We start from the raw sequence: 22,090 nt of genomic DNA, 5'->3' as shown, positions 1-22,090 counted from the left end.
GTGGATTGACGTTACTTCAGCTTCAGCGACGATATGAACCATTATGATTTTGATTTCGAACATAATCGCTTATCCAGTGGATTTCAATGTATGCGTAAAATAGGCGAGATAAAATAGGTGCGGTAGTTTTAATATCAACCAAAATGGCGTAACGGTAATCTTGAGAACAGGTTTTCTTATTTCGGATGACGCGCAATACCACATCAACGTTTTTATTTATTGCTATGATTGGCAGCAGCTTAAATGCTAGTCAAATCCCAAAACAAATACTCTCTATGATCAGAAAGGAATTCCGATGAAAACATTTATGTTCATTGTTGGTTTATTTTTATCGCCTTTGACTTGGCCTGCCGATAAACCTTTTACAAAAGATTTATTGTCTTCACTTCAAAGTACCATGATGCAACTAGAAGATTTGGAGCAACAATTTCCTGCATTGCAAAATGAAAAAGTTGATGAAGACCTCTTCGATACTAAAGCTCAATTGACATTAATAGAATCTGCTGGAGCCACAGATGCGGTGACCAAAGTGGTAAAATCGGCAGGCTTTGAGGGCATTGAACCTTTTCTACGGTATACCCAACGAATGATGAGCAGTATTTATGTTGTTATGACAGAGCAAATGCCTGCGTCCATGAATATGGATGCCATGATTCAGCAACAAGAAAGTATGCTAGCGTCAATGAAATCAAGCGGTATGCCCGATACCACATTACAAGAGATGCAAAATAGCATTCAGGAGATGAGATTTGAGGCGCTAAAAATAGAAAAGGCAGCCAAGCAAGCGAAACCTGAAGACATCACTTTTATGCGTGAAAATATGGGTTGGGTAATGCAAAAGTTTGAGTCGACATTTGACAATTAGGCGGGGCGTCCGATTAAAACACCAGTCCGTCGGGTTCTCCAAATTCCATCAATGATTTTTCAATGTGTGTTAAAAACGTTTTTGCTTTTAACGAACGATCACGATGACTGTTGGACACCAAATAAAAATGAGCGGGCTCTGCTCGATGATTTAAGAGTACTTCTTGGAGGGCGCCTTGTTTTTCCCAAGGTGAGGCGTCGTAGCGGCTTGCAAACGTATAACCCAGGCCAGTGATGGCCGCCTGTAGATTTTGTTCAGGTTCTTCTAATAGCATTTGAACACGTTGAGGCTGAATCACTTGATCCCGAAATCGCCACGGTAAAGGCTTGCCTTGTGCGCCCATTGCAATAACGGGGGCATGGATAAGGTCGCTGGGTACGAGCAGGGGTGGTTGTGTGGCGAGCCACTTTGGTGAAGCAAATACACCGTATTGAATGCTAAATAAGCGTTTTGCGATGAGGGTAGAGTTGGGCAAAGGCCCTTGTCGAAACGCAAAATCCAGCTGGTGGGTTTGAAAATCTAAGTAGTCATTGCTGTGGATGAGTTCTATGGTAACGCTTGGATAGCACCGTTTGTATTGAATCATCCACGTTGATAAAGGGCCTCGGGCAAAGCTGCTGGGCGCAGTAACGCGCAATATACCAGTAGGTTCACTTTGTTGATTGTTTTGCCATTGCTCAACTTGTTCCTGTAAGTCCATGAGTTGCCTTGCCATAGGCAATAGTTGTTTACCTTCTTCCGTTACGATAAGCGAGCGGGTGGTGCGCTGTAATAGCGGATACCCCAAAGCGTGTTCGAGCTTGGCAATACGGCGGCTAACGTTACTGCTGGGTTGACGGAGTCGGCGTGATGCTTGAGCGAATGATCCTGCTTCTACCACTTCACCAAACAAGATAATGGCTTCGATATCGAACCTTTTTGTCACCTTTGAGCCTCTTTTATTGTTTCATATTTGGGATAATAAATTTCATTTTAGCCCACTAATCATTCCAATTAGAACCGCTTAGGCTGTCCTCATTCCATCAACACGCTTTAACGATTTTTTAAAACACCATTCATCACCACGAGGACATTGATATGACAACGGTTTCCATTATCGGAGGAACGGGTATGCTGGGTGCGCCGGTTGCTCACCAACTTCTTAACGATGGTTTTTCAGTTCGCATTCTCAGTCGTTCACCTGAGAAAGCCCAAGCGCAGCTAGGGGAGGGCTTTTCGTATGCTCAGGCCGACATTATGGATGTAGAGAGCCTAAAAGTGGCGTTGGCAAACACGGATATGGTACACATCAACGTCAGTGGTCATGACCGTAAGAGTTATTACACTCAGCATGTGGTGGGAGCCGAAAATGTGCTGGCGGCTCTAGGAAATAGAACGATTGATTGCATCAGTATGATTTCCAGCGCATCGGCTTACCCTGAATTTAATGATCGCTGGGATAATCGATACAAACTGGAAGCGGAGGAGAAATTAAAAGCCAGTCATCAACCTTATTTAGCCTTTTTGCCCAGTTGGTTTATGGAGACGTTACCGCTATTTCAACAGGATGAAAAAATGGTACGCATTGGCCCATCCACAAAGCCAATCCACTGGGTCACTGCCGCAGAATACGCTCAAATTGTCAGTCAATCACTACAAGACCCGAATTGCAGGAATCAACGAATTTCGATTTATGGTCCAGAGGGCATTGCGATGAAAGAGGCGGTGGAGCGCTATGCTCAACATCATCAATTAGGCGTAAAAACACTACCGACTTGGATGGCCAAGTGTTTTGGGCGAATTGCCCGAGATGCGGTGTTGGTGGATGTGGCAGATCTTATGCAGCATTATGATCGCACCGGCGAAAAACACGTTCCCAATACAATAAGAACTCAAATTACACTATCTGACTGGTTGGCTGAACGGCCGGTGACATAAAAAAGTCCTTCTTCTTGGTGGCCATAAACCAAGAAAGAAGGGCGCAAGGTAATTAATGCGCTTCCTCTGTAGAGGTTCAGGATCCGCAGCAATAATCAACACCGTGTTTTAATTTACGTCGGCCATACCATGACCGCCGCATTTGCATTAATGGCCTGTGCGTTTTTTACCCGTGTGATTGGCCCCATTTCCATATGGGGCTATTACATTATTGATACACTCTTTTATTCAATAATAAACGGTTCCGAAGTAAATTGGATAGAATCCACGTTATACCCTGATTCAAATCTTAAAAACACATCATGAACACCGAATACCATTTTGCTTAAAGGAAGAGAGGCAAAGTCAAAATCATTCCAGCCACCGGCTATGGGCAGGTCTGATAACACCGCGACAGGGGCGTTCTCCAAACTGTCAAGATGAACAGAAATGGCTCCCGAACTGGTATCGGTTCTTGATGCAATTTCGGCGATGAATGTATTTGCGCCAGTACCAAAGGCCACATCGGTATATTTTACCCAATTACCGGTATCAATATATCCTAACCAACCTTTGGAGTTGACTTCTCGCACGTCTCCCTTGCTTTCATTATAATGCTCAGCCTCTATATACACCGATTGAACCGGAGCAAAAGAGAAAGACTCAAGGTTGTACCCATACCGAAATTTCAAATAAACATCGTGAAGGCCAAATAGGGGTTTCGGTAATGTTATCGTCGTTAAACCAAAATCGTTCCACCCCCCCATAACAGGAGTATCCGCTAAAACGGCAACAGGCTGATTGTCCAAACTATCCAGATACACCTCAATTGTGCCAGAGCTGGTATTGGTTTTCGATGCAATGTTAACCGTTAAGCTATCGACACCGCCGGCGAAATCAACGTTGTTATATTTTACCCAATTCCCGGTACTGATATGGCCAATCCAACCGCCATCGTCGGATTCTCTCACATCTCCCTTTTTCTCATCAAAGGCTTCAGCTTCAATAAACACCGTTTTCGATGGTGTGTTCGGTATTGGATTGAGAACCGCTAATTCTACTCGCTCTGAGTAAATTCTGTCGCTTTGGGTGTTGGAATTGGAATCCGTGTAGCGATTTAGATACTCAGTATCATTATTATTGAATTTGTAAAATGTGACTGCGCCATTCCACGAATCAGGAAATTTAAGTGAGCCCACCCGAGAGAGAAAGCTGATATCATATTCGTTATTGCTATCCTGTTGAGTAGGTAATACGGCTATTGTATGACGAATATTTGCTTTCTCTTTCGCATATAGGCTTATTCCCTGGCTGCGGAAATACGCTTGTCGACATTTGCTATTACAGTATTTCGGTTCAGCTGTGGAGTTAAACGCACTTTCTTGTTTGTAGTTTTCCATCGCTTTTTTGATACCCAGCACTAAGGCTTCTTGCGTCCCTTCTAAATACGAGTTTGGTTCACCACCAATCTCATCTTTTCGCATCGTCGTAGGCATTTCATAGTGTACGGCTTGAATCCGTTTAATATGCTCGGTCGAAAATCCATTAACATGATTGGTATTCACTGCCCATAAAAATTTAGTGAGATTAGCAATACCAAATTTATGGCCATTGGGTGCGCGCAATTCCGTTAATAACCTCGGATCAGCATCCGGAATTTCTCTTAGCGCTTCTCCCATGCCCTGCGCCAGCAGGTCATTAAAAGACGGTACATTAAATAATTTACGAGCGTTCATAGTCCATCTTTCATCCGCCGGCTGTATCATTCCGGAGGTTTTATAGCCATCGGGCTCGCCTTTATCATCCCTGCCCATACCGTGTAATACCACCACCGCTGATTGAGGGTATTTTTCCGTAACCGTGTTGCTCACATCCAAAAATACATGGCCATCAGGGCGCGCCGCATTCATTGAGTCAGGATAGTTGTTATGTTTGTTTAACGCGATGATCATCGCTTTGGCTGGCGTTTCACGCATCAATCGTACTGCAACGGGTAGTGCTTCGAAGAAATGCGGTGCTTGGTAAATAAGAGGGTCAACGGCATTGTTTTGTGTGCTTTCATCACCCGGTAAAACAATCTCGCCCACTCGCCACAGAATACCAATGGGGGTTCTATCCTCGTCATTTTTTGCAGTAGGATAAAAATACAGCAAATCCTTTTCCTGACATGCTGACATTTTTAAATCCGATAGGGAATTTTTTAAGGTTGCAGATAATTCATTGGGAATCTGTTGCAATGGAGCCAACTCATCCACCACAATTTTCAAGTCTGCTTTGACGCCACTGTTAGATTTTTGAAAATCACTCTTTGAATAATCGCGGTAACTTTCTCTTACTAACTTCTTTAATCCACCTATGTCTTCACAATAATCCACTGCATTTGCCGACATGGCCGGCAACATTCCAGCAACGATCGTTAATATCAAGTTGCTTATTTTTTTACAAGCGGCATTCTGTGATGGCAATAACTTTATTGTAGAGTCATGATGTTCACTTTCACTTGTTTTAACTGACATTTTTAATGAGTTTATTTGCGCTTTAAGCAACATTTTCATATAAGATTTTCTCGGATAATTGTTTTCAGTTAGGCTTTTTTATATTTGCCTAGCCTCGCCAAGTCGTTTTGAACTTAACCTAAAAGGACTTGGCTTACTGCCTGAATACAAAAATGGAGAAAATTTTCTTTCACATTAATTATGAAGTTTTTATGACTTTCATTAAAAGTGGTCTCGTTGATTTATAATTCACCATCGGTGACGCAGAAAATTATTTTTTAGAAGTTTTAAAGAGCATCATGTGACACTTCTAAAAAGGCGAATTTAATATTTCTTATTTAAATCTATTTTTATTTTCAAATTTTTGCTGATGGTTTGTCTGTTGCAGACCTCAATTTCAATAAATGATGTCGATCATGCTGTCTCGTCGAACTTGTAAAACCTCTTTTAACACTGAGAGGTTTTTCAGTTCAGAGAGTACCTCTAATGTGTTGGTTTCTTGTTTTTGAATATCTTTTTTCCAAGCGTTCAATTTACGTGTTTTCGCGGATTTTGAATTGGCATGGAGCTGATCGTAGACGAACTTTTGCATCGGAGAGTCAAAAAGTTCGAAATGCAGGGTATGGTCTATATCGTTTATTTGTTGCTCTAGGGCATCAATGACGGATTGAGAGTCAGCCTCAGACAAGGCAAGTTCGCCATCCTCAACGTGCTCAGCATACAAACTGAGTATTTCTGCCACATCTTCGCGGTCTCGTGCATCAAGGAGTTTTGCCATAATGGCTTCTTTTTCGGCCTTTCGAGTTTCATCTTGTTCTTTGTCTGGGTGCAGGGCGGCGGCGGTACGTCGAAACAGTGAACGTAGCCACTTTTGATTTACTACGCTGGTAGGCTTGGATTTTTTGTGATCAAAAGGCGATTCGAAATCAGCAGCACTATCGTCGTCATAGAAACCATCAAAACCATTGCCCTTGTTCTCGCTGTCTTCTTTTGCCTTGTTCTTAAAATCTTGACGCAGCTCGGCTTCAAACTCCGCCAGTGCTTCTTCAATGCCTTCATCGCCAAACATATCCTCGGTGGCGCTGCCCATCTTTTTCATTTTCTCACGCATAGCTTGGACAATCGCTTCTATGGTAGCTTCGAAGTCGTCCTCGTCCTCGTCGTCTTCGAATACAGATGCCTGAGCTTCTTGCTCTTCTTGCTGGGCTCGTAATTCAGCTTCTTCCATTGCGGCTGCTCTTTCTTCTGGAGTCTGGCCGGTTAATGTCTCGACAACATCATTGAACTTCATAGCCAACTCTCGGGCCAGTTCAGAATCCGTTTGGCCAATCAGATGCATCATTGATTGCAGCCATTCGTACATCTCATCACGGTGCCAGTTGGAGAGGCTTTTTCGGCTGAAGAAGACAATCAACTTCTCCGCCAGTTTGGCGATTGACGGATTCAAGACATCTCGTTCAAGGGGCATAATTTTTTCGTGGTAAACGGCCATGGCGGCATCGATATCGGCTCGTTTTTTCTCCACAAGACGTTGTTTAAATTGCAACTGTTTCCACAGATCATTGACTTTATTTTGTGCTTTTTGGCCTTTTTTCTTGGTTTTTTGTTCTGTTACTGTAATTTTCATAAAATGGTGACAGCCTGTGGAGTGATATTGTTAAGTTGCGGCATCATACCGCAGTTAATGTGGTGATTTCACAAAAGTGATACTGAAAACCAAGATTAAGTATGTCCAAATCCGTTAACGACTATATCCATGCCGCTACCCGCGACAATACCCGCAAAAGTTATCGTTCTGCCATTGAACATTATGAGAGTACTTGGGGGGGCTTCTTACCGGCCACCGCTGACAGCATTGCTCGATATTTAGCCGAACACGCCGAGAACTTATCCATCAATACGCTTCGCCAACGCCTCGCTGCACTGTCAGCCTGGCACCGAGAACAAGGCTTTGCTGACCCCACGAAGGCTCCTCATGTCAAGAAAGTGCTTAAAGGTATTTCTCAGCTGCATCCTAAGCGAGAAAAACGGGCGAAGCCGTTGGGGATCAAAGAAATAGCCGCCATTGTTGAGTACATTGACGCTCAAATGCTGAGTGTGAATAACCCAGAGCAACGACGACTCGTCCGAGATAAAGCCATCTTATTGATTGGGTTTTGGCGTGCTTTTCGTAGTGATGAACTGGCGAACCTATTGGCTGAACACATTGATGTGTTTCCTGGTGAGGGCATGACGTTCTTTCTTGCAAGTACAAAGGGTGATCGCAGTGGACGAGGTGTAGAGTATCGAGCGCCCGCCTTAAAGGAACTCTGCCCGGTTGAGGCGTATCAAGCTTGGATACATATTGCACACATTACAGAAGGGCCGGTGTTTCGTAAGATCAATCGCTGGGGTCATATCGGAGAAGACGCCTTACACCCCACCAGTATTATTGGGATTATTCGAGCGCTATGTGAACACTCGGGTATCGAAAACAGCAGCGAATACAGCAGCCACTCCCTACGCAGGGGCTTTGCGAATTGGGCGAATGACCAACGTTGGAATGTAAAAGAATTAATGGCGTATGTAGGATGGAAAGACTTTCATTCGGCCATGCGGTATTTAGACTCACCAGACCCGTTTCATAAAGAGAAGATTGAGCTGGGGCTTCAGGGTGATAAAGGGTTAGAACACCCATAAAAGCAGCCAACATTAACCGCTTTTTGTTGGTTATTTTATTGAATTCTAACGACTCATCATCTCGATTAAATGTTCATCATCCTCAGAGATAAAGTTATTACCTCCTTTACGAGAGACAAGGTAATACGCTTGAATGGCATTGCGCCAATCTTCAGAGACCTCTTTAATGGCGTTATAGCCTATTCTTCCGACCATGGCCGCCCCTAATGCGGCGGTTAGCATTCCTGCTGGGGTGGCGTCAGTCGTATAGTTTTTAATGATGGTAAAGGTGCCGCTAAGTTTTGAGCTGGACACCATGTCGGCTACGAAAGGCGTTGCTGGGGCAAACAGTGAGGCGGCGAGTATTTTTCCTGCATGATCATCAAATACGTCTTTGAAGGTTAAGTTACCGACATGCCGGTTATTCTCATAAGTAGCGACGACTTCAATACCGGCTTTTTCACACGCCTCTTTGAGATCTTTAGCGGGGACACCAACCGGGTTGACAATAATGGTGCGAATATTCGCTTCTTCATTAATTCTTGCTTCGGTCTGGCGAACAAATGCACGGCTAGTTAAATTTTTAGTGGCTTCATAAAGCGTCTGAGCTGCTTCACCGTGGGTAAGAATATTCAGCGGGGCTTTCCGCATAGCGGCTTGTTCAATCCCAGACACTAATCTTTGTACACTTTTTGAGTTTTTAAATTCCTTATCTTGTGTATAGCCAACGGTGATTTGAGAGCCAGAAGAGAGCGTTTTGACATTAAAATCTTCGGCTCGATTACCAAAAGCATCGACAATTAACGCGCCGACAATATCACTGGCTTCTTCGGGATTAGCAGATTTTCCAGATAAGCCCACGTAGTGAGCATCGGGTTTATTATTTTTATTGGAAGGCCATTTTTTTGTTTGTAATAAAGAGTTTACCGGTGTTTTGTTAACATTATCCCAATACTTATCATCCTCTCTTTTACCCGCAATGTAAAAACCAGATGCTTTGGGGTGATTGGTGAATTGATCACTAATTCTAAAGTTAGTGATTAATACGCTGCCATTCGCATGAAATTTATATTTAAACGCAAAGCCTTCATTGGTGAGTGAATGAAGGATATTGCTGATGGCTTGTTGTTGATTGCCGCCTTCATGGTAGGCATTAAGGTGACAGACTGCCCTCATGATCGAGGCTAAACGATAATTTTGATGCTGAAAGGATTTGGCCGCCTCAAAGTTAGGCAAATACACTTTAGCAACGTAAACGTCCCGGCCTCGTTTTGAGCCGTTTTGAATGTTTTCATATATCCTGATGTAGGTAATATTTTGGTCATCTCTCAGTTCTTGAGGAGTATTATTCATGCGTAATCCTTCATACATAGTGTTAAGGGTGGTAGTTGGGAAAAGGGCTGCCTGGATCAACTAAAATTTGCTCAGACTCAAATGGGCTAATTTTGTGTGTCCGGTAGGTTGCAAACGTCCAGTCAAGTTTGGGTTTTTGGTAAACAGTGCGTTTGGCTTTTTTCAAGGTCGATAATTTCAGATTTTCGCACCTAGAACTTAGCTTAATTTCAACAGAACCTATTAAATCTTTCGTTAAAGACTGGAGCAAAAGAGTTGCTGTTTCACGATTTGTGAGTGTGCTCGATTTACAACAAAGCATTAGATAGATATTCTCATCTAAAGGGTAAAACCCATAAGAATAAAAATAGTGATTATTTTGAGTGTCTTTGAGCGTATTTTGGTCGTGGGCTTCGACGTACACTACACCATTGTTTAATACTTCCCAGTTATGGAACTCATAGGGAATAAAAGAATTTAAAGGCCCTCTTGATCGATGTAATGATCGAGTAATTACTTGTTCAAAATGGGCTGGATTAAAGCAACTCATGGTTTTTGGCAGATCGTCCAAAAAATGAACAAGTGCTTTAAAAGTGGATAACCCAATCGCTTTTTTGAACAACGGCCCTGATATTTGAAACCAACGATTAAAGACAGAAGCAACTCCAAAGGCGTATTTGCCTTCTTCTTTATGGAATTCAAAGTTATCCCTGTTGTAAAGGTCGAAATTGCTTGGGCATGATTGATATAGAATGGGGTCTCTCGTATGAGCCGGTAGGCCTACCGTTAGTGTTGTACCGGAAAGGTCAACTTGTAATTGGTCTTTGTTGTACCAGCCTTTTACGTAAGGGCGTTTGAGGCTGGCCAATAATCGATAACGTGAAAACATCTAAAATCCGTTTTTATCCTATAAGTCAATGAGAAAGGCGTTTAACGAAACTCTGTAGCGCTTGTAACACAGGGTTGATGATATGATTTCTGATGGATAAAGACAGTGCTTTATTTCCGTTATGGCTGTTTTGTCGTTTAATTAGCTTTTTATGTCGTAAAGATTTGTCAAGACACCCAATGTGATGCAAAGAGGGGCTCTTTTTATCTGCGGCATCCCCAGCTAGAAGGGGAGTCGCAGGTAAAAAGCAAATCTCAGAGGAAGGCGAAATCATCGACACCATTTTTCATGGTCGAGCCTACCTCTTCAGAGGTTGTTTAAATTTCAGAAGCTACTCTTTTTATTCGTGTGCACATGGCGTTATTGAATTTCCCAAGATAAGCCACTTTGGCGCTGCCATTCATAGAGTACAGGTGTTACGGACTCTTTGGGTATCAGTACCGCCGCCATGAGGGTATGGGTATGTGGCGGTAGGTTAATGTCGGCCTGAAATGTTTTTGTTCTAATCCAGCTTCTGAATAAACATTGTTGGTAATCTATCGTTAATAGCATGGTATATTCGTCTTCTTTTGTATTGCATACGGATACGTAAGCAAGCTCCGATGCGCTTAAAGAAACGTTTAATTTTTCGGCTTCATTAAATGTAAAGCTCTCCGGTACGGTAATACCCGCAGTCCCTTCGGCTTCTTCCTCTGGAGCAACTTCACTATCGATATTGTTGTCAGCGTTATTATCGGAATCACTGATGGTATCTTCCTCGTTTATTGTGTTTGTATCACTGCCCGAGCTAGGCGGCGTACTACTTGGCTGTGTACTACTAGGTGGTGTGCTAGTCGTCGTCTCACCCTGGGAGCGGTTGTTGTTTCCTGAGTCTGAACCACCACCACCTCCGCCGCCACATGCCGTTAATGCAATAACGAGCATGAAGGAGAATGTGATGGTGGATAGTCGAGGTATTGAATAATTTTGTATTGCTTCATGAAGTTTCATTACAGTTACCTAAATTCAGTGTTCATTGAGTGGATTTAATCGAGTGATGCTCAATGGGTTAATTCTCAATGGGTTAATTCTCAATGGATTGAGTACCATCGCTATTGTGTAAAGAGATTTTTTTGTGTCGCTTTTTCTTGTAAAAACCAATCGTTATTGAGAAGACCACCGCTGTTTGCATGATCACCAAATTGAGGGTAAGCATAGATAATATCGATGTATTCCAATGGGTGATGCCATTGGGTGGGAATGTTAATGACCCAAGGCATACCATTTTCGTTGAGGTAATATTCGCCTGAATTAGGATTACTTTTATCATCGCCTCGTGTGAAAAAATCCTCTCGGGCAGCTTCTGTGGGCGCCATGTTTTTCAGATGAATTTCGTAAGCACGCCCTGGTGGCAAGCCAAACACATAATTACGTTCATGGCCTTCTGTCGCTGTGATAAAGGGGTCATAAGGTACTGCTGGAAAGTTATCGGTTGTTATACCACTGACCAGCGGAACGGTTAACGAGAATGTCATTTGAATATCGGAACCACAACCGGGCTCCGTGCGATAATGCTTACAGGTTTCACCCGGGGTGACAAAATTATGAAGGTCGTCGGCAATAAATAAGATGGCCGAATTTCGGTTTGCTTCTAATGGTGAGGTCGTTTGGGTGACGCCATTAATTTGGTAGCGAATACCGGCTTCAATAACTTGAGATCGTAAAACGCCGGGAAGATGAAAGGCAAAACCATTATGATAAGCCGCTCCTTGTGCAACCACGCGACCTTCAATCGTAATTTTACTGATTTCTTGTTCTGCATTTGACGAGTTTGGCACGGGCTTTAGGTATTCGGAGATACGATAATTCACCACTAAATCATTAAAGTCATAATCGCCCATTAATGGCCAATTGTCTTCGAAAGCCAGCGTTGCCCATTGGTTTTCTCCGGGGTAGGTTCTTACGCTGATATTGGGCTCGGTTAAATCGACTTTATAATCTTCGACTTCTCCGTCGTCCACTCCGCCGCTAGGGCCCACGACATCTTCGCTGCTGAGACGAAAACGAGCCCAGGTATTTCCACTGGCAGCCCAACTGGGTACCGCATATTCAAGGGTGTTCGTGCCTGTACTGACGGCATAGCCTGAGGCAATTTTCTCGTCACTATCAAATTCTCCGTCAATGTCGAAGTCGACCCAAGCATTCAAATAACCCGGAGCCGATGCGGTGACTTCTACAAACGCAGGGGCATCCACTTCCAAACCGGTGAGAAATACGATGCCTTCGTCTCCGGCGTCATCCATACCGGAGGCATTGGGCTCGGCGTCTACGGAGTTGCCGAGATACAATACGCCGTTGCTGGTATCGTGTCGCGCACCATTGTCATCAAGGCTGGTGCCATAGCTTGCCGGAGCATCACCGAAATCAATTGTTGGATTTTCCACGGAGGCAATGGGAGCCAGTGCACAGCGTGCGCCGTCGTTGTTGCCGGAGCTTGGGCCATAAGCAAAGAACTCTGCTGTATAATTTTCATCGCCAATTTTTATTCGATAAATATGGCCGTCATTATTTCGGCTTATATACAGGTTTTCTTCCACATCGAAATAGACAGCGCCAAAAGTACCGCTTTGGCCAACATTACCTAAAGATTCGATTACACTCCCATTGGTATTAAATCGATATAAATTGCCTTTGTGATTCACAGAGTAGGCAAACTCATTTGTGGGATGAAAAGCCATATCAAAAATATTTAATGACATAGCACTGGCATTAACGACTTTTTCAGAGACTAAGTATTGCGGGTGTTCGGGATCAAGAGGAATACGGTATAAACCATGGCCAGGCCTGTAAAAATAATAAATATTTTGCGATACAGCAACGTCACCGATATAAAAGTTAGTATCCGGTACGTTTTCTACCTCTAGCGGTGTGAGCTGATAATCTCGATCTATTTTAGCGAGGGTATTATGCTCATAGCTCCATGCATAGAGGTAATTGTCAAAATGATTAAACCCTAATGCGTTTATCTTTCCTGTAGTGCCCATATCTGAAGATAATAAATTATAATAACCGGTCGCGAGTTGGACGCTGTATAATTGAGGAATGGCATTCTGGCCAAGAAAGGCTTCAGCAGGGCAATCATCAAAAGGGGTGGCCCATGCTGTTGGCAAATACAGTGAGAGCGATAGAGACGAGCTTATCAGTAAAGGTATTTTGTTTCGTAGACACATTTTCAGAGCGCATTTCATCATTTGGCATTTCCATTTTTACATACGTTGCCCATTTCGGGATTGCAAATTGAGAGAGTGAGTGGCTCACTTAAATGATGAATTGCAATGACTATGCCATGCTTGTGCAAACGATAACGTGTTGTTTTATATGGATTTTATTTTATTTTGATTTTTTTATTTTGAGAAAAACAAAAAGCGAAAAGCGAAAATGACAAGGGTTTGGTTGAACATGTTGATGTGTTTCCTGATTTTAGATTCACCGGACCTGTTTCATAAGGAGAGGATTGAAATTGGGCTTCAGGACTAGAAAGGGTTAGAGCATCCGTTAGAGTAATCAACTAGGTAACGCTGCTCTAAAAGCGGCCAACATTGACCGCTTGTTGTTGGTTATTTTATTGAATTCTAACGACTCATCATCTCGATTAAATGTTCATCATCCTCAGAGATAAAGTTATTGCCTCCTTTACGAGAGACAAGGTAATACGCTTGAATGGCATTGCGCCAATCTTCAGAGACCTCTTTAATGGCGTTATAGCCTATTCTTCCGACCATGGCCGCCCCTAATGCGGCGGTTAGCATTCCTGCTGGGGTGGCGTCAGTCGTATAGTTTTTAATGATGGTAAAGGCGCCGCTAAGTTTTGAGCTGGACACCATGTCGGCTACGAAAGGCGTTGCTGGGGCAAAAAGTGAAGCGGCGAGTATTTTTCCTGCATGATCATCAAATACGTCTTTGAAGGTTAAGTTACCGATATGCCGGTTATTCTCATAAGTAGCGACGACTTCAATACCGGCTTTTTCACACGCCTCTTTGAGATCTTTAGCGGGGACACCAACCGGGTTGACAATAATGGTACGAATATTCGCTTCTTCATTAATTCTTGCTTCGGTCTGGCGAACAAATGCGCGGCTAGTTAAAGTTTTAGTGGCTTCATAAAGCGTCTGAGCTGCTTCACCGTGGGTAAGAATGTTCAGCGGGGCTTTCTGCATAGCGGCTTGTTCAATCCCAGAGACTAATCTTTGCACACTTTTTGAGTTTTTAAACTCCTTATCTTGTGTATAGCCAACGGTGATTTGAGAGTCAGAAGAGAGCGTTTTCACATTAAAATCTTCGGCTCGATTGCCAAAAGCATCGACAATTAGAGGACCAACAATATTGCTTGCACTACGTATATTAGGTGACTTTCCGCATAAGCCAACATAATGTGCATCAGGTTTGTTATTTTTATTAGATGGCCATTTTCTTGTTCTTAATAAAGAGCTTACGGCATTTTCATTAACAAGCTCCCATCTTGTACCACGTTCAATTTTCTTCGCTAGGTAGAAATTCGATTCCTCGGGATGATTGGTGAATTGATCACTAATTCTAAAGTCAGTGATTAATACACTGCCATTCGCATGAAATTTATATTTAAATGCAAAACCTTCACCGGGGAGTGAATGAATGATATTGCTGATGGCTTGTTGTTGATTACCGCCTTCATGGTAGGCATTAAGGTGGCAGACTGCCCTCATGATCGAGGCTAAGCGATAATTTTGATGTTGAAAGGATTTAGCTGCCTCAAAGTTAGGCAAATACACTTTGGCAACGTAAACATCCCGGCCTCGTTTTAAGCCGTTTTGAGTGTTTTCATATACTTTGATGTAGGTAATATTTTGGTTATCTTTCAGTTCTTGTGGGGTATTATTCATGCGTAATCCTTCATACATAGTGTTAAGGGTGGTATTTGGGGAAAGGGCTGCCTGGATCAACTAAAATTTGCTCCGACTCAAACGGGCTAATTTTTTGTGTCCGATAGGTTGCAAATGTCCAGTTGAGATTAGGTTTTTGATAAATAGTGCGTTTGGTTTGTTTTAAGGTCGATAATCTCAGCTCTTCGCAACTAGAGCTTAGCTTGATTTCTATAGAGCTAATTAAATTTTTTGCTAAAGACTGTAATAAGGGCGTCACAGAATCTCGGTTTGACAGCGTATCCGAGTCGCAAAAAACCATAAGGTAGATTCTTTCATCTAGAGGATAAAATCCATAGGAGCTAAAAGAGTGGTTTCTTTTAGCGTCATTAAGCGTATTCAGGTTGTGCGCTTCGACGTATACAACATTGTTGTCTAATACTTCCCAATTGTGAAACTCATAGGGAATAAAGGAATTCATTGGACCTTTTAAGTCGTGTAGTGACCTCTCAATGGCTTGTTCAAAATGAACTGGATTAAAGCAGCTCATTGTATGAGGTAAGTCATCTAAAACATGAATAATTGCTTTAAAGCTTGATAACCCAATTGGTTTTTTAAACGGTGAACCGAATAGTTGAAACCAGCGGTCGAAGATAGAGGCAACTCCAAAGGCGTATTTGCCTTCTTCTTTATGGAATTCAAAGTTATCTCTATTGTACAGGTCGAAGTTGCTTGGGCATGGCTGATATAGAACTGGATCTTCAGTATGAGCCGGTAGGCCTACCGTTAGTGTTGTACCTGACAGGTCAACTTGTAATTGGTCTTTGTTGTACCAGCCTTTTACGTAAGGGCGTTTGAGGCTGGCCAATAATCGATAACGTGAAAACATCTAAAATCCGTTTTTATCCTATAAGTCAATGAGAAAGGCGTTTAACGAAACTCTGTAGCGCTTGTAACACAGGGTGAATGATATGGTTTCTGATGGATAAAGACAGTGCTTTATTTCCGTTATGGCTGTTTTGTCGTTTAATTAGCTTTTTATGTCGTAAAGATTTATCAAGACACTCAATGTGATGCTTTGGGGCAAATGGTGAAGTTAATCTGGAGAAGGCTAAATAAATTTTATGAACTTCGAACGGGATTTGAGCTCGCATTTGTGGGTAATTAAATGCAAACCGACCATTAATCCGTTACATAACGCAACTGCACTCGACTGGTAATATTACAAAGCAGTTCATAAGGAATGGTTTGTACCAGCTCAGCAATTTCTTCTACTGCCAAGGTTTCGCCCCATAACACGACGGGGTCACCAACTTGTACCGCCTGTTGACCGATATCCACCATCGTCATATCCATCGATACCCGACCGACAACCGGCATTCGCTGGCCGTTAATCAATACTGGTGTACCGTTGGGTGCATTGCGTGGGTAGCCATCACCGTAGCCTGTAGCCACGACGGCTAAGTTAGTGTCTTTTGGCGCTACCCAAGTGGCGCCATAGCCCACGGCATCGCCTTTTTTTACCTGCCTTACGGCTATAACAGAACTGCTGAAGGTCATTACTGGCCGTAAACCATGTTGCGCTGAGCGGCCTGCCAGCATCGGTGATATCCCATAGAGTGCCAGCCCAGGACGAATCCAATCTCCGTGACTTTGTGGCCACGCCAGCACGCCGGCTGAGTTGGCAATGGACAATTCGGCATCGCAGCCCTGAGTCAGTTGGGTAAACAAAGCCAGTTGCGCTGTTGTGGCGGGGTTTTTCGGGTCATCTGCACAGGCAAAGTGCGTCATCAGCCGCAGTGGCTTTAACACCTTAGGGCTTGCCATTAACTGCTGATAAATATCGTGAAATTCAGAAGGGTAAATACCAAGCCGGTGCATGCCACTGTCCACTTTCAGCCAGACGTGTACTGGCGCTTCCAGTTCAGCGGCCAATAAGGCTTCGGCTTGCGATTGGTCATGAACCACGATTTGTAAATTGGACGCAACGATTTGGGGTAATTCATCTGGATGAAAAAAGCCTTCCAGCAAAACGATCGGCTTTACAATACCGCCAGCGCGTAACATCAGGGCTTCATCAATTCGCGCTACGCCAAAGGCACCGGCAGCGTTTAACTGCTCGGCCACCGCCAATAAACCATGACCATAGGCATTGGCTTTGAGTACGGCCAGTACGTTACTTTGTGGGGCAAGGCTGCGGATATGATTAAAATTGTGCTGTAACGCATCCACATTAATTTGCGCTATTGGCCGACGATTCATCAACACGTATCCTAAAACTTGAAAGTGGAGCGTATAAAACCTCTTTTGTTTCCTGTATTCAAGCTTCTTGCCTAAATTTACACTTCCTCCCCCGCAACCCAAACCTTCTCAACACCTAATTGCGCATCCAGCCACACCATGTCCGCAGGCAGGCCGACTTTTATGGCACCCAACTTCGACCCTTGACCAATAAAACTCGCAGGGGTGGTGGTGGCCATGGTGAGGGCGTCGGCCAATGATAGCCCTAAGGTTTGATGGGTATTGCGAACGGCGGTGGCCATATCTAATACCGACCCGGCTAGGGTGCCGTTGGGCAAGGTGAGTTTGCCTTGGTGACGGATGATGGTGGTGTCGAAGAAGTCAATTTGAGTTTCATCGCTGCCAACATGGGCCATGGCGTCAGTGACCAGCACGATTTTGTCGGCGGTTTTTTGTTGCATGGCCAATTGGCAATTCATGGGGTGAACGTGCTCGAAATCCACGATTAATCCGCAATAGGCATCGCGAGTCATTAACGCGGTGCCCACCATACCGGGTTCACGCCCGGTAATGGGCGACATGGCATTAAACAGGTGTGTAAAACCACTGGCACCCGCGTCTAAGGCTTTGGTCACGATATCTGCGGTTGCGTTGGAGTGGCCGAGGGCGACCACAACCCCTTCTTTGACTAATTCAGAAATCACCGAAGGAGAGACGTTTTCCGGTGCGACGGTGACCATAACGGTGCCTAAATCTCGTCGGCAAAATAACGCGAATTCTTCATCGCTAATGGAGCGAATAAATTTTTCAGAATGGACGCCTTTTTTGGCGCTGCTTAAATGAGGGCCTTCAAAATGAATGCCTTTAACCTGTGGAACACACTTCTTGGTAATTGACTTATCGGCAAGTGCCTCGGCCACGGCATCAGCGGCGCGTTCCATCACCACCAACGAATCGGTAATGACCGTGGGCAGCAGGCTGGTGGTGCCAAAGCGGGAGTGTGCCTTGGCCATGATGGACAGTGATTCTACTGTGGGGGATTGATTAAACATCACGCCACCACCGCCATTCACCTGAACGTCAACAAACCCAGGCACCAATACGCCGTGAATAGGCAATGACGTTGGAGTAGGGGATTGATCGGGCTCTAATGCAGTAATAACCCCCTTGTCGATTGTGATCAAAACATTGTCTTGCCATTGCTGGCCATCAAATAAACGCGGGGCAAAAAACGACGGCGTCATAATTAAAATTCAGTGCTGTTGAGGTCGTAGTTAAAAAATAGTTAAAAAATAGCTAGAAAAAATAGTTAAAAAATAAAGTACTAAAAAATAATTTAAAAAAAATTAATGCGTCATGGTCACTTTTTTAAGCCCAGCGGGGGCGTCTGGGTTCATGTTCATGGATTGTGCCATGGCTTCTAAGTCCAGATAAAACCGCTGCATTAATAACAAAGGCGAGAGTCGCTTAGGTAAGGATTCTTCTGGTGAGTTTTCACCGGGGGCGTGCAGGTGAATCACTTCGGCACCGCGTTTTTGAATGTCGATAATTTGTTCTTTGTGGGCTTTGGAAGATTCATCCCCAATAGAGACATCAATAACGAGTAAACCTTGTTCTGCCAAGGTCACGGGGCCATGGATAAATTCGGCGCTGCTGAAGGCTTCCGCTTGAATACTGCACACTTCTTTTAGTTTGAGGGCAATTTCCCGAGCGATGGCATAGCCAAACCCACGGCCCAATACCACACAATGCTTGTGTTCACCAAAGGCGAGGCGTTGAAATTGAGCCGGGGCCGCGATGGCGTTTTCAACCAAAGACGGCAAGGTTTTCAGCTGCTCTAGGAGGGCTAGGTTCCCACTCCAACTGGCTACCAAATGGGCGATGGCCGATAAAGTCGCCAGATAACTCTTGGTGGCCGCCACCGCCAGTTCTTCCCCGGCATGCAGAGGAATCACATGGTCGGCTTTTGAGGCCGCCGGGGAGTTTGGATCGTTCACCAAGGCCACGCACAAGGCGCCAGCTTGCTTGGCCATTTCAATGCCGTTGACGATGTCTGGGCTTCTGCCGGATTGTGAAATCACGATGGCGAGCCCGCCCTTGAGTTTTAATTGCTGATGGTAAACACCACTGACGGAGGGTGCCGCAGCCACCACAGGAATACCCAATTCCACCTCAATAAAGTATTTCGCAAACACACCGGCGTGGTCGGATGAGCCTCGGCCCACGATGTACACAAACTTTGGATCGAATTTGCGAATTTCGGTCACTAAGGCTTCCATGTGCTGGGCATTATTGGTGTATTGGCGTGAAAACACAGTGGGGGTTTCTTGTGCTTCTTTGGCCATTACGCTGGTGTATGTTGATTCCGTCATGGTCTCGTGCTCTCGTTGGTGCTCTTGGATCTGTTTTTAAAATCGTTGTGTAATTGTGTTTAATGTTCTTTTTAAAATTGAAAATTCAGGGTGCCGCCATTCATTAATTGCTTGTGAGAAAATTGTGGGTTGTTGAGTGGCGCTTGGTTTAATTGTACGCTCTTCACATAATTTTCCCCGTTATTATCTTCTTTGTTTTTACCCTGTTTGTTTTCCCCTTGCTTGCTTTCCATTTGTTTGCTTTCCCCTTGCTTGGTAATGACAAAGGTTTTTTGGTCGGGTAGGGCAATTTCCACTTTATCGAATAAAGGGGTGCCTAAAACATAATCGCCAGAGGCGGGATTTACCGGGTAAAAGCCCAAGGCACTGAACACATACCACGCCGACATCTGGCCTAAGTCATCATTGCCCGATAAGCCTTCTGGGCCGGTTTTGTACATGGCCTCGCGAATTTCACGAATACGCGCTTCGCCTTTCCATTTTTCATTGGTAAAGGAATACAAATACGGCACGTGATGACAGGGCTCGTTACCGTGAGCGTATTGGCCAATTAAACCGGAAATATCCGGTGAGACATCGCCTTCCATTGAAGAACTGGTGGTGAATAATTCATCCAGTTTGCTAACAAAGGCCGCTTCTGAACCAAAGCCGTTAATCAAGCCCTCTACGTCGTGGGGCACATACCAGGTGTATTGCCAAGCGTTGGCTTCGGTGTAGTCGGTTTTACGATGCTCTACATGAGTTGGGCTGAAGTTCTTGACCCATTCACCATCGGCGGTTTTGCCGCGCATAAACCCGGTGCTGTCATCGAATAAGCGCTGGTAAGATTGAGCACGCTTTTGAAAGTAGGCAAACTCATCGTCTTTTCCTAACGCTTTGGCCAGTTGGGCAATGGCCCAATCGTCGAAGGCGTATTCCAGCGTTTTTGATACCGCTTCCACTTCCAGTTCAGAAGGGATGTAACCATATTCGTCATAGAGGTCGATGCCGAAGCGCTTTTGCGTTGCCGAGGCTTTTACAGCGGCGAAGATCAGCTCCGGGTCGGCATCGGTAAGCCCTTTGAGGTAGGCATCCACAATAACCGGCACCGCGTGATAACCGATCATCACATCGGTCTCGTTCGACATTAAATCCCACGTGGGCAACACACCGGTTTCTTGGTAAAACCCTAACATGGATTTCACCATGTCATTCACCTTGTCTGAATCCGAAATGGTCAATAACGGGTGCAACGCTCGGAAGGTGTCCCACAGTGAAAACAAACTGTAGCGTTCGTAGTGACTTTTTTCATCGCTTTTATCTAAGGTCGCATTGAAATGCGCACTGCCATCGGCGCCGTAAAACGCCCCATTCACATCATTGAAAATTTGCGGAGCCAAGAAGCTGTGATAAAGCGCGGTATAAAATTTCACTTTATTGTCGTGATGGTCGTCCGTCACACGAAAGGTATTTAATTGTTTCGCCCATTTTTCTTCCGCCTGCATTTTGACTTGATCAAACGTTAAATCCGCCGCTTCGGCGTGTAGATTTTCTTTCGCCCCTTGAATGCTGACGTAAGATAAACCCACTTTGGCTTCCACAGGCATGGTATTGGCATCGTCAAAACGCAATACAATTTCAGAGATGCGGGAATTTTCGCCTTGAATAATCTGTCCATCGACGGGTTTTCCATCAATGTACAGTTGGTGAGAAAAGGATTGGTTAAACTCGGCCACAAAATACACTGGTTGATGTTTTGCCCAACCTGTGGAAATACGGTAGCCCACCACGGTGTGATCATCTAACACACGCAATTGAGTGGCGACGGATTTGTCGTAATTTTGGGCGTAGCCTAAATCAATTAAGATTTGTGCCGGATTATTTTTATTGTTGTTTTGGTCACTGCTTTCATTGCTGTTTTCATTGCCATTAGCAGTCTCATCGAACGAATAACGGTGAACGCCGACCCGTTCGGTGGCGGTTAATTCGGCGGCCACCTGTTCGCCTTCCAATTCAACACGATAATAACCCGGTGAGGCGCTTTCTTTTTCGTGGGAATACTGGCTGATTACAAAGCCATTGCCGGCTTTGCGGCGTGCGGAATAATCACCACGAAAGGGCATGACAAGAATATCCAATAAATCCCCCACACCGGTGCCCGATAAATGGGTATGACTAAAGCCCACCAGTTCATCGTCGGAATAATTGTAACCGGCCGTCCAGTCCCAGCCTTTTGAGACGTTATCGGGGCTTAATTGCACCATGCCAAACGGAACCACCGCGCCGGGAAAGGTATGGCCATGGCCACCGGTGCCAATAAACGGGTCGACGTATTGCAGTACGGATGCGTCGGTTTGGGGGCTGTATGACATGGTTTTTGTTGTCATGGACGTTGACGCGTCCATGGAGGAGGGGGAGGTTGAACACCCGACCAATAAAGCAGCACCACATAGGAACAGGCTTGGGTTTAACCGTGTTGTTATCAT

At 44.4% G+C, this 22,090-nt stretch carries 16 protein-coding genes; 3 read left to right on the top strand and 13 right to left on the bottom strand.

Annotated features, from left to right (window positions below):
• Window positions 1–295: 295 nt before the first annotated feature.
• Complete coding sequence (locus LU351_RS17110; protein WP_232595312.1) at window positions 296–865, top strand: hypothetical protein; 570 nt, start codon at window positions 296–298, stop codon at window positions 863–865.
• Between the two features lie 13 nt (window positions 866–878).
• Here LU351_RS17110 and LU351_RS17105 read toward each other — a convergent pair whose 3' ends face one another.
• Complete coding sequence (locus LU351_RS17105) at window positions 879–1,790, bottom strand: LysR family transcriptional regulator (protein ID WP_232595311.1); 912 nt, start codon at window positions 1,788–1,790, stop codon at window positions 879–881.
• A 152-nt stretch (window positions 1,791–1,942) separates the two neighbouring features.
• Between LU351_RS17105 and LU351_RS17100 the strand changes: the two genes are divergently transcribed.
• The gene (locus tag LU351_RS17100; protein WP_232595310.1) at window positions 1,943–2,782 is read left to right on the top strand and encodes an SDR family oxidoreductase; all 840 of its coding nucleotides are present in this window, start codon (window positions 1,943–1,945) and stop codon (window positions 2,780–2,782) included.
• A gap of 224 nt (window positions 2,783–3,006) precedes the next feature.
• On the opposite strand, the gene LU351_RS17095 is transcribed toward LU351_RS17100, so the two are convergent.
• Together LU351_RS17095 and LU351_RS17090 are read right to left on the bottom strand one after the other, a co-directional pair.
• A complete protein-coding gene (locus tag LU351_RS17095) occupies window positions 3,007–5,151 on the bottom strand; it encodes a carbohydrate-binding protein (RefSeq protein WP_232595309.1) in 2,145 nt (714 codons plus the stop codon).
• A gap of 502 nt (window positions 5,152–5,653) precedes the next feature.
• Window positions 5,654–6,883: a hypothetical protein gene (locus LU351_RS17090; RefSeq protein WP_232595308.1), complete on the bottom strand. Its 1,230-nt coding sequence runs from the start codon at window positions 6,881–6,883 to the stop codon at window positions 5,654–5,656.
• A gap of 101 nt (window positions 6,884–6,984) precedes the next feature.
• Here LU351_RS17090 and LU351_RS17085 point away from each other — a divergent pair, with 101 nt between their 5' ends.
• Window positions 6,985–7,935 (top strand): site-specific integrase, encoded by a 951-nt coding sequence (locus LU351_RS17085; RefSeq protein ID WP_232595307.1) that lies wholly within the window; start codon window positions 6,985–6,987, stop codon window positions 7,933–7,935.
• Between the two features lie 45 nt (window positions 7,936–7,980).
• On the opposite strand, the gene LU351_RS17080 is transcribed toward LU351_RS17085, so the two are convergent.
• The 10 genes from LU351_RS17080 to LU351_RS17035 form a co-directional block, all read right to left on the bottom strand.
• Window positions 7,981–9,267: a hypothetical protein gene (locus LU351_RS17080; protein ID WP_232595306.1), complete on the bottom strand. Its 1,287-nt coding sequence runs from the start codon at window positions 9,265–9,267 to the stop codon at window positions 7,981–7,983.
• 22 nt (window positions 9,268–9,289) lie between these two features.
• Complete coding sequence (locus LU351_RS17075) at window positions 9,290–10,135, bottom strand: hypothetical protein (protein ID WP_232595305.1); 846 nt, start codon at window positions 10,133–10,135, stop codon at window positions 9,290–9,292.
• A 360-nt stretch (window positions 10,136–10,495) separates the two neighbouring features.
• Complete coding sequence (locus LU351_RS17070; protein ID WP_232595304.1) at window positions 10,496–11,125, bottom strand: hypothetical protein; 630 nt, start codon at window positions 11,123–11,125, stop codon at window positions 10,496–10,498.
• A gap of 101 nt (window positions 11,126–11,226) precedes the next feature.
• Window positions 11,227–13,365 (bottom strand): LruC domain-containing protein, encoded by a 2,139-nt coding sequence (locus LU351_RS17065; protein WP_232595303.1) that lies wholly within the window; start codon window positions 13,363–13,365, stop codon window positions 11,227–11,229.
• A gap of 381 nt (window positions 13,366–13,746) precedes the next feature.
• Window positions 13,747–15,033, bottom strand: coding sequence for a hypothetical protein (locus tag LU351_RS17060; RefSeq protein ID WP_232595302.1), 1,287 nt, complete (start codon window positions 15,031–15,033; stop codon window positions 13,747–13,749).
• A 22-nt stretch (window positions 15,034–15,055) separates the two neighbouring features.
• Window positions 15,056–15,901, bottom strand: coding sequence for a hypothetical protein (locus LU351_RS17055; RefSeq protein WP_232595301.1), 846 nt, complete (start codon window positions 15,899–15,901; stop codon window positions 15,056–15,058).
• A gap of 293 nt (window positions 15,902–16,194) precedes the next feature.
• Window positions 16,195–17,274, bottom strand: a complete 1,080-nt coding sequence (gene alr / locus LU351_RS17050) for an alanine racemase (RefSeq protein ID WP_232595300.1) — start codon at window positions 17,272–17,274, stop codon at window positions 16,195–16,197.
• Between the two features lie 77 nt (window positions 17,275–17,351).
• On the bottom strand, window positions 17,352–18,497 hold the full coding sequence (gene nagA, locus LU351_RS17045; protein WP_232595299.1) for an N-acetylglucosamine-6-phosphate deacetylase: 1,146 nt from the start codon (window positions 18,495–18,497) through the stop codon (window positions 17,352–17,354).
• Between the two features lie 102 nt (window positions 18,498–18,599).
• Entirely contained in the window at window positions 18,600–19,625 is a 1,026-nt protein-coding gene (nagB-II, locus tag LU351_RS17040) for a glucosamine-6-phosphate deaminase NagB-II (RefSeq protein ID WP_232595298.1), read from the bottom strand.
• A gap of 71 nt (window positions 19,626–19,696) precedes the next feature.
• Window positions 19,697–22,090: a GH92 family glycosyl hydrolase gene (locus LU351_RS17035; protein WP_232595297.1), complete on the bottom strand. Its 2,394-nt coding sequence runs from the start codon at window positions 22,088–22,090 to the stop codon at window positions 19,697–19,699.

Source organism: Marinibactrum halimedae, assembly GCF_021234875.1.
In the GTDB taxonomy this organism is placed as follows: domain Bacteria; phylum Pseudomonadota; class Gammaproteobacteria; order Pseudomonadales; family Cellvibrionaceae; genus Marinibactrum; species Marinibactrum halimedae.
The sequence above is the reverse complement of the archived record's forward strand: the minus strand, read 5'-3'. Positions and strand labels throughout refer to the sequence as shown.

Coding starts and splice junctions, on each gene's coding strand:
- LU351_RS17110 (WP_232595312.1), top strand. CDS start 296: ATGAAAACATTTATGTTCATTGTTGGTTTATTTTTATCGCCTTTGACT.
- LU351_RS17100 (WP_232595310.1), top strand. CDS start 1,943: ATGACAACGGTTTCCATTATCGGAGGAACGGGTATGCTGGGTGCGCCG.
- LU351_RS17095 (WP_232595309.1), bottom strand. CDS start 5,151: ATGTCGGCAAATGCAGTGGATTATTGTGAAGACATAGGTGGATTAAAG.
- LU351_RS17090 (WP_232595308.1), bottom strand. CDS start 6,883: ATGAAAATTACAGTAACAGAACAAAAAACCAAGAAAAAAGGCCAAAAA.
- LU351_RS17085 (WP_232595307.1), top strand. CDS start 6,985: ATGTCCAAATCCGTTAACGACTATATCCATGCCGCTACCCGCGACAAT.
- LU351_RS17080 (WP_232595306.1), bottom strand. CDS start 9,267: ATGAATAATACTCCTCAAGAACTGAGAGATGACCAAAATATTACCTAC.
- LU351_RS17075 (WP_232595305.1), bottom strand. CDS start 10,135: ATGTTTTCACGTTATCGATTATTGGCCAGCCTCAAACGCCCTTACGTA.
- LU351_RS17070 (WP_232595304.1), bottom strand. CDS start 11,125: ATGAAACTTCATGAAGCAATACAAAATTATTCAATACCTCGACTATCC.
- LU351_RS17065 (WP_232595303.1), bottom strand. CDS start 13,365: ATGATGAAATGCGCTCTGAAAATGTGTCTACGAAACAAAATACCTTTA.
- LU351_RS17060 (WP_232595302.1), bottom strand. CDS start 15,033: ATGAATAATACCCCACAAGAACTGAAAGATAACCAAAATATTACCTAC.
- LU351_RS17055 (WP_232595301.1), bottom strand. CDS start 15,901: ATGTTTTCACGTTATCGATTATTGGCCAGCCTCAAACGCCCTTACGTA.
- alr (WP_232595300.1), bottom strand. CDS start 17,274: ATGAATCGTCGGCCAATAGCGCAAATTAATGTGGATGCGTTACAGCAC.
- nagA (WP_232595299.1), bottom strand. CDS start 18,497: ATGACGCCGTCGTTTTTTGCCCCGCGTTTATTTGATGGCCAGCAATGG.
- nagB-II (WP_232595298.1), bottom strand. CDS start 19,625: ATGACGGAATCAACATACACCAGCGTAATGGCCAAAGAAGCACAAGAA.
- LU351_RS17035 (WP_232595297.1), bottom strand. CDS start 22,090: ATGATAACAACACGGTTAAACCCAAGCCTGTTCCTATGTGGTGCTGCT.